Annotated in this window: 6 protein-coding genes; 1 reads left to right on the forward strand and 5 read right to left on the reverse strand. The window is 48.7% G+C overall.

The window, feature by feature from the left end; translation table 11 throughout:
* Nucleotides 1–75 precede the first annotated feature (75 nt).
* Nucleotides 76–600 carry a peptide-methionine (S)-S-oxide reductase MsrA gene (msrA, locus tag OCT58_RS06385; RefSeq protein WP_267202047.1) on the reverse strand — a complete coding sequence of 175 codons (525 nt, stop codon included), beginning with the start codon at nucleotides 598–600 and terminating at the stop codon, nucleotides 76–78.
* 414 nt (nucleotides 601–1,014) lie between these two features.
* On the opposite strand from msrA, the gene OCT58_RS06390 reads away from it, so the two are divergent.
* Nucleotides 1,015–1,692 (forward strand): TVP38/TMEM64 family protein, encoded by a 678-nt coding sequence (locus OCT58_RS06390; protein WP_267202048.1) that lies wholly within the window; start codon nucleotides 1,015–1,017, stop codon nucleotides 1,690–1,692.
* 48 nt (nucleotides 1,693–1,740) lie between these two features.
* Here OCT58_RS06390 and apf read toward each other — a convergent pair whose 3' ends face one another.
* The 4 genes from apf to nrdD form a co-directional block, all read right to left on the reverse strand.
* On the reverse strand, nucleotides 1,741–2,514 hold the full coding sequence (gene apf, locus OCT58_RS06395; RefSeq protein ID WP_267202049.1) for an aggregation-promoting factor: 774 nt from the start codon (nucleotides 2,512–2,514) through the stop codon (nucleotides 1,741–1,743).
* Between the two features lie 355 nt (nucleotides 2,515–2,869).
* Entirely contained in the window at nucleotides 2,870–3,802 is a 933-nt protein-coding gene (locus OCT58_RS06400) for a SufD family Fe-S cluster assembly protein (RefSeq protein WP_267202050.1), read from the reverse strand.
* A 15-nt stretch (nucleotides 3,803–3,817) separates the two neighbouring features.
* The gene (gene nrdG, locus OCT58_RS06405) at nucleotides 3,818–4,405 is read right to left on the reverse strand and encodes an anaerobic ribonucleoside-triphosphate reductase activating protein (RefSeq protein ID WP_267202051.1); all 588 of its coding nucleotides are present in this window, start codon (nucleotides 4,403–4,405) and stop codon (nucleotides 3,818–3,820) included.
* 114 nt (nucleotides 4,406–4,519) lie between these two features.
* Nucleotides 4,520–6,754, reverse strand: coding sequence for an anaerobic ribonucleoside-triphosphate reductase (nrdD, locus tag OCT58_RS06410; RefSeq protein ID WP_267202052.1), 2,235 nt, complete (start codon nucleotides 6,752–6,754; stop codon nucleotides 4,520–4,522).
* Between the last annotated feature and the right edge of the window lie 937 nt (nucleotides 6,755–7,691).

Below are 7,691 nucleotides of genomic sequence, written 5' to 3' on the forward strand. Positions count from 1 at the left end.
GCCGAGGCGTTTTTGATTGCTCTGCTATATTAAAGAAAAGACAGATGAGAAACTTTTCGTTCTCATCTGCTTTAATTACTTCTTATTCCAATGTTCCTGCCTAAATTGCTCCCGGCCGCCGGCTTCCTCGGCAGCAAAGCGCTCCGGATGCTTCCGGTAGAACTGCTGGTGGTAGTCCTCGGCTAGGTAGAAAGGCTGGGCATCCTCAATTCTAGTGACGATCGGTTCGTCGAAGAGGCCACTCTCCGCCAGCCGTTTCTTCGAGGCCGTGGCGATTTGCCGTTGTTCCTCGTTCTTGACAAAGATCACCGGCCGGTAGTTGTCGCCCCGGTCCTGGAACTGCCCCATCGCGTCCGTCGGGTCGGTCTGGTGCCAGTAAATCGTCACCAGGTCGTCATAGGAAACCACCGCCGGATCAAAGGTAATCCGGACCGCCTCGGTGTGCCCAGTTGTCCCGGACTTCACCTGCTCATAGGTCGGGTTGGCTACGTGGCCACCGGTGTAGCCCGACTCGACCTTCTCGATTCCCGGATAGGTATCGAAGGGTTGCACCATGCACCAAAAGCAACCACCCGCAAAAATTGCCGTTTCTAAACTCATTTGAATCATCCTTTCTCCACTAAAAAACGTCCCGAAGAGCAGAATAAACCACTCTTCGGGACGTCGCTTCAACGTGTTACCACCCGTGTTCAACCGGGCCTCACAGCCCAATCCTCAATGGGTACTAACATACCCAGACCTGATATCGAGGTCAACCCGCGCGATTGCTTATCGTTCGACTCACTACCGCGATCCGCTCCAAGACCATCTTCACCATCATCAATCGGACGGGCTTACACCTCTCCCCGCTCTCTGGACCAGTTAATTAGATCGTTACTCATCTTTTCTCAGCGTTTTATAATTTGATTGCCATTATCATATAACAAAGAAACAGTTAGGTCAATTATATTCTAGCTAAAATTTATCCGTTGGGGTTAAAATTGAGATAATACTTCTGAAAGGACGGTGATCCTAATGCAGCTTCATTCCAAAAAGCGCCTCTTATTCGACCTGGCCCTAGTCCTGGTCCTCGGCCTGATCTTGGCCAAGGTCTACTGGCCGGAATTGGTCCTGCTCTTCAACCCGTCAAGTGCCCACCAAGCGGAGCTGATCACCCTCGTCCACCGCCATGAACTGGTGGATGTCTTCCTATTAATGCTAGTAATCGCCGTCCTCTGCAGTGTGCCCGGCGCACCCAATTCAGTGGTTTGCATTTTCACCGGCGCCTGCTTCGGCCCCCTCGCCGGCTTCCTGATCAATTGGTGCGGCAACATCATTGGCAACGGCTTCGTCTTGAGTCTGGTTCACCGCAGCGGCGTCACTGACAACCTGCGACAGAAACCTGCTTTTTCCTACCTGACCCGCCAACGCTATCCACTGCTCGGGCTGACAATGGGCTTCATTGTTCCCTTTATCCCTAACCTGGTGGTCAATTGCGTTGCCACCGGTCTGGAAGTTTCTAAACGTGGCTACCTGCTGGCAGTTAGTTTGGGAACCTTGCCGATCGCCTTTATTTACGCATACAGCGGCAACGCGATTTTTACTCTGGACCTGAAAAAAATCATCATTATTGTCGGAATGTTTATCTTTCTCTGTGCCTTCTATGTCGCGGTTCGACTGCTCCACCAGAAAGAAAGGATCAAAAAAGGATGATGGCGCTAATGTCATCACCCTTTTAGTATTCTTAGTTAAGGTTAGATTTTAGTACCAACCGTGTGATTGCCAGAATGCCTGTGCGGCAGTCCAGGAACCGTAACGGCTAGCAACATATTGGTCAGCAACCTTTTCCTGGTTAGCGGCGGAGTAGTCACCGTTCAGGTAAGAAGCGGAAAGTTGGTACTTACCGATGTACTGACCGTTAGTAGCGGTGTAAGAACCACCGGATTCACGAGCGGCGATCCAAGCCTTGGCAGCAGCATCGTTACCACTGACACTAGAAGCATAGCTACCAGAGTTAGTAGTCGTGTAAGCCGTGTTGGTTGCAGCAGCCTGGCTGTATTGAGCAGTAGCAGAAACAACCTGGCTAGTCTGGGTGCTAGTAGCAACGGCAGCGCTTTGTTGCGGCTGGCTAGCTACGGTTGCCTGGTCTGCACTGGCTTGGCTGGCACTGGCAGCACTGGTTGCCTGGCTAGTAGCACTTTGGCTTGCGGCAGCACTAGCAGTGTTCTCTGGAGTTGCGCTCGGCAGAGTAGCAACTTCTTGAGCGGTTGCCGGAGCAACTTCGCCGTCGTCCTTGATAACCAGCTTCTGGCCAACGTAGATCAGGTCCTTGTTGGCAATGTTGTTGTTGGAAGCCAGGGTATCAACGAAGCTCAGATCATGACCAAGCTTGTAGGAGATTCCTGATAAAGTATCACCACTTTGCACCGTGTAAATTGAGTCGGCGTTCGCAGTGGTAGCAGTTGCGATGGTTCCCAGCGCAACGGCACCAGCAACAGCGGCAGTAATTTTAGCGATGTGTTTAGATAACTTCATAAAGATTCAATCCCATCCTTTTTAATTCTGTAGTTTCTAAATTAAAATTGATTATCTTGTTCAAAATATTGATCGCTCATATCAATCAACGGTTTATACTATACACCGCGTAAATTACAGGCGGATTACTCCCGATTATCAATTTTCAGGATAACCGTAACAATTTGTAATAAAAAAGAAGCAGCGGCTTGGCAAACATGCGTTTTAATGGGCTTTCATCGTTTTCATTTTCCGTTAGCAAACTGTAACATAGACCGCTAAAAAAGTGGTGATTTCACCTTGACTTGGTCAAATCACCACTTTTTTTGATTCAATTGGGCCTTTTTGTAACTTTCCCGTAACATGATTTCGGGAACTAAAACTTATTCTTTAACCAACTTCCAACCGGTAACCGGTCCCCGAGTCGCTTACCGGGAGCCACCAGCATCTGTGAATCAGCGAGGTGCAGTGGCTCGCCGGAACCAGTCCGCAGCTCATGGAGGGTCAAATCATCACTATTCATCGCCTGTCCCCAAAGTTCAAACTGTCCCCGACTGCCCTGACCATAACCGTCCAAGACCGGTCGAATAACCTGGTGACCGCCACAATTAACCTGAACGGCCGCCTGAGCATCCCAGCTAGTGTGCGCACCATCGAGAAAGCTGTAAAGACTAGTCGATACAAAGGCTGCGCTCGCCTGACCATATTCAATTTTCAGCCGACTGCCGTGAGCCTGGTAAGCGTGCAGCGCTTGAAAAGCTCGTGGACAGTCAAAGTGATTGAATTGCCGATAACGGACTTGAGCGCCAGTTCCCAGCAAGACTTCCACCCCAGCAAAAACCGGTTGCATGCAATTAACTGTCATCGTATCCTGAATGATCACCCGGGCCCCCGCCCCAACGATAATCAGGGTGTGCGGGTTTTGTAGACTAAGGGTGGGGGCCAGCTCAATCGGCTTCTCAATCACGGCCTTGTCTGGCACGTAAATAAACTGACCACCATCAATCCGGCTGAGGTGGGCGGCGTTTAGTTGCCCTGCCTGCCAGGAGAGTGCCTTTTCAGCGAGGTTTTCTTGAAGCATTTGTGAATAGTTATTGACGGCTTGGGATAAGGGCTGGGCGACGTAATCCCCGTCGTGGGTCAGCCAACCCGTGGATTGACCAGGGGTAATCGGTTCCTGCCACGCCTTCAGTAACTCGTCCTGCTGATCTTGTTTGGGGAAGCGTTCCCTAAGCATCCCCGCCAGCTGCCGTTTCTTTTGCAACCAGCCGGGTTCGTTTGGCCAAACGGCACCTGTTAATTCTGCCATTATCGCGCCCCCCATTTAGTGCACTAGCTTATCCCAAATGACCACCTTGCCAGCCGCAAGCGACTTTGGAACGTCGATGATCCGCTGATTAGAGCTTCCCCGGAACTGCAAGGTCAGATCCTTCTTGGCCAGCTCAAAGCGCCCATCGACCAGGATATCGAGATTGTGAAGCAATTCGAGTTTGTCCGGAGAATCCTGCAAAATTTCGTCCCAAGTATAGCCGGACCAGCTCCAAATGTCCTTGGTGTGCCCAAATTCTTTGCGCAACCGGTGAACTAGTTTCAGGCAAACCTGGGTGTTTAGGAAGGGTTCCCCGCCCAGTAGAGTCAACCCCTGGACGTAGCTTTGGGAAAGATCTTCCATGATTTGATCCTCCAGCTCCTGCGTATAGGGCTGGCCATAGTGAAAGTTTTGAGCGGCCTTATTGTAGCAGCCGGGACAATTGAAGAGACAGCCGCTGACGTAGACGCTGCAACGCACCCCTTCCCCATCGACAAAGTTAAAAGGCTTGTAATCTGCAACGTACTGGGCAGAACGGTCTGCTGCCAGCCATTCCTTGGGTTCTGGATAACGAATTTTGGTTTTCGGGTCTGTGTATGCCATAATTTTTCCTCTCTTAATCTAAAAAGAGGCCGGGAACTAACCCAGCCTCTTTGCTATTTCATCGCTATGAATGCCTCCGGTGGGGGTTGAACCCACTCTGGCGGCTAACTTTAATTAAATCTGGTCACCGGTGATGTCAGCGTGGGCCTTGGTGTCCATCTGCCGATTCTTTTCAAATTCGGCAGCGTTAGCGATCATCCCGGAGTTCATGTGCTTAACCCGGTGAATGATTTCCTCGTGCCGGCCGTGGACCATTGGCCGTTGTTGTGGGTTCCCCAGGTAGCCACAAGTCCGCTTCACCACGTCACAAGTTGCCGGGTCGGAGTTGCCACACTGTGGGCACTTGAAACCTTGGGCCGTTGGTTCAAATTCACCCTTGAAACCGCACTTGAAGCACTGATCGATCGCCGTGTTGGTTCCAAGGTAGCCAACGTGATCGTAGGCCCAGTCCCAAACGGCTTCTAAGGCCTTCGGATTCTGCCGCAGGTTCGGATATTCGCAGTAGTGAATAAAACCACCGGCAGCCTGATAAGGGAAGTCCTCTTCGAATTCAAGTTTCTCAAACGGGGTTGGGTGCTTACGAACGTCGTAGTGGAAACTATTAGTGTAGTATTCCTTGTCAGTGACATTTTCAATCCGTCCGAACTTCTTAATATCATCCTGACAGAAAGTATCGGTCAAAGATTCAGCTGGTGTGGAATAGAGGCTAAAGTGATAGCCTTCTTCGTCTTCCCACTTGGCACAAAGGTCATGCATTGCTTTGGTAATGGAAACGGCAAAGTCGTGGGCTTCCTTATTGTGTTCCCAGTTAGGGCCGTAGAAGGTCGTGCAGACTTCGTAAAGTCCAATGTAACCCAGAGAAATCGTGGCCCGACTGTTCTTGAAGACCTCGTCAACGCTATCGGTCTTCTTCAGGCGCTTGCCAAAGGCACCGTACATGTACAGCAGCGGTGCGTTTTCTGGCTTGGCCTGCTTCGTCCGTTCAATCCGGTAGTCCAGGGCAATCTTGGCGATCCGCATCTTTTCCTTGAAAATCTGCCAGAAGAGTTGCTTGTCACCGTGGGCCTCCAGGGCGATCCGTGGCAGGTTGACGGTCACCACTCCGAGATTCAGCCGTCCGGAGTTAACTTCCTTACCAGTCTCAGGATCCGTCCAGCCCTGTAGGAAGGACCGGCACCCCATTGGCGTCTTGAAACTCCCGGTAATTTCCTTGATCTTGTCATACATCAAAAGATCAGGGTACATCCGCTTGGTAGAGCACTCCAATGCCAACTGCTTGATGTCGTAGTTCGGGTCACCCGGGTTAAGATTTAAGCCTCGCTTCAGGGTAAAGATCAACTTCGGGAAGATGGCTGTCCGGTGCTCCTTGCCGAGGCCCTTGATCCGGATTTGCAGAATTGCCTTCTGAATTTCACGAGCAATCCAGCTGGTCCCAAGGCCGAAGTTAATGGTCGTGAATGGCGTCTGACCCTGACTGGAATAGAGGGTGTTGATCTCATATTCCAAAGCCTGCATGGCATCATAAATGTCCTTCTTGGTCTTAGCACGAGCGAATTCCTCCCGCTTGTCGGGCGCAATCCACTGCTCAGCATCCTTCATGTGCTTCTCGTAATTAATCTTGGCATATGGTTCCAAGAGTTGGTCAATCCGGTTAGCAGAACAACCACCATATTGAAGCGAAGCCACGTTGGCGATGATCTGCGACATTTGGGCAGTGGCCGTTTGAATTGACCGCGGCGAGGAAACCCAGGCATTCCCAATCTTAAAACCGTGCTTGAACATCTCATCGAAGTCAATCAGGCAGCAGTTGGTTTCCGGCGTTACCGGTGAGTAATCCAGGTCGTGCCAGTGAATGTCACCACGCAGGTGCGCCTTAGCAACAATCTCTGGCAGCATTCGCAGCCCCAGTGCCCGGCTAACCATCCCAGCCTCCAGATCCCGCTGCGTATTGAAGACGTGACTATCCTTATTGGCATTTTCGTGCACTACCCGGGAATTACGGTCAAATAATTGCTCCAGTTTGTGCTGCGGGTTAGTTGCCTCAGCAAAGGCCTCCTCATCACGCTTCCGGTAATCCCAAAAAAGCTTGGCCATTTCGGGATGGTCAGCCGCCTGAAGGCCCTCAACAAAGAGATCCGCAATTGTGGTCGTCTCCACACTTGTTTTCTTAATTAGGTTTTCAAACAGAGTCGTTGCTACGATCTGCTTGGTCTGGTTATCAGCATGCAAGGCACCTAAAACCAGCGCAATCTTGTAAGCATAAAAGTCGGTAACCGTACCATCACGCTTAACAACTTTTAAGTCGGTCAGATTATTTAAATCTTTTTCGTTGATTATTTGTACCTTCATGTTGAAAATCCCCTCTCGTATTAACGATTTTTATCATAGCACAAAATACTATCTATAGAAGACTTGACATTTAAAAACACAATATATTGTGTTGTGGCAGATAGATTCTCCCTACACCCTTCCCTGCTTTAGCAAAGCTTATTCGTTGACCAATCAGGCCCGCTCAGACCGCGATTTTCGCTTACTTTTTGACAGCTATCTAAATAATCTTAATTGTTAAATTTCCTGATTAATTTATCAAGAGATTGGTTTTACATTTTAAAGATTAAGATGACAAATAATTCATATTAGTTTTAAAACGATTACCGTTCATCAGTAACTAGGAGGTCAAAAGCAGCTTAAAAGTGCATTCTTTAGGCACTCCTTGATTATTTAGAGTTAATTCGCTCAAAAACATTCGGAAATAAGGTCAAGGAAGATTCCTTAACAGTTTTAAGAACATCCACTGACAGAAATCACCCCAGCATGCTTTTTACTGACCAAATAATTTTCGAACAATTATATCATCCTATAAAGTCGTTTTCTTTTTAATAACTCGAAAAATTAATAAGCATTAAGTAGAAATTTCAAACATTTTCTATCATATCATGATTTACCTAATAGTAAATGCTAAAATTATGATAGTTTTATGACCTAAACTTTCTAAGAGATTATTCGAAGCTAGAATTTACCCCCAAACGACGGACAATCAAGATTGCTTTGATACCGGATACCAATTGCATATCCTGTAGCTTTTTGGTAAGCCCGCCGTAGCGATACGTCTATTAATAAACCGCACGATCTCCTATACTGGTGACAACATCAATATAGGAGGTCGTTTTGTATGGAAGAAAAGTCTGAGATTATTACACCCGTTTTCAAATCTAAGGATAGTAAGGTTAACCATCACTCCGTTATGGCTCGTCCCGTAGCTAAGATGGCAGTCGAAAACATTCAA

The sequence above is a fragment of the Limosilactobacillus kribbianus genome (assembly GCF_026413145.1).
GTDB classification, from domain to species: domain Bacteria; phylum Bacillota; class Bacilli; order Lactobacillales; family Lactobacillaceae; genus Limosilactobacillus; species Limosilactobacillus kribbianus.

What these genes read in the sequence shown, in the direction of transcription:
- OCT58_RS06390 (WP_267202048.1), top strand. Translation starts at nt 1,015, where the DNA reads ATGCAGCTTCATTCCAAAAAGCGCCTCTTATTCGACCTGGCCCTAGTC.
- apf (WP_267202049.1), bottom strand. Translation starts at nt 2,514, where the DNA reads ATGAAGTTATCTAAACACATCGCTAAAATTACTGCCGCTGTTGCTGGT.
- msrA (WP_267202047.1), bottom strand. Translation starts at nt 600, where the DNA reads ATGAGTTTAGAAACGGCAATTTTTGCGGGTGGTTGCTTTTGGTGCATG.
- nrdG (WP_267202051.1), bottom strand. Translation starts at nt 4,405, where the DNA reads ATGGCATACACAGACCCGAAAACCAAAATTCGTTATCCAGAACCCAAG.
- nrdD (WP_267202052.1), bottom strand. Translation starts at nt 6,754, where the DNA reads ATGAAGGTACAAATAATCAACGAAAAAGATTTAAATAATCTGACCGAC.
- OCT58_RS06400 (WP_267202050.1), bottom strand. Translation starts at nt 3,802, where the DNA reads ATGGCAGAATTAACAGGTGCCGTTTGGCCAAACGAACCCGGCTGGTTG.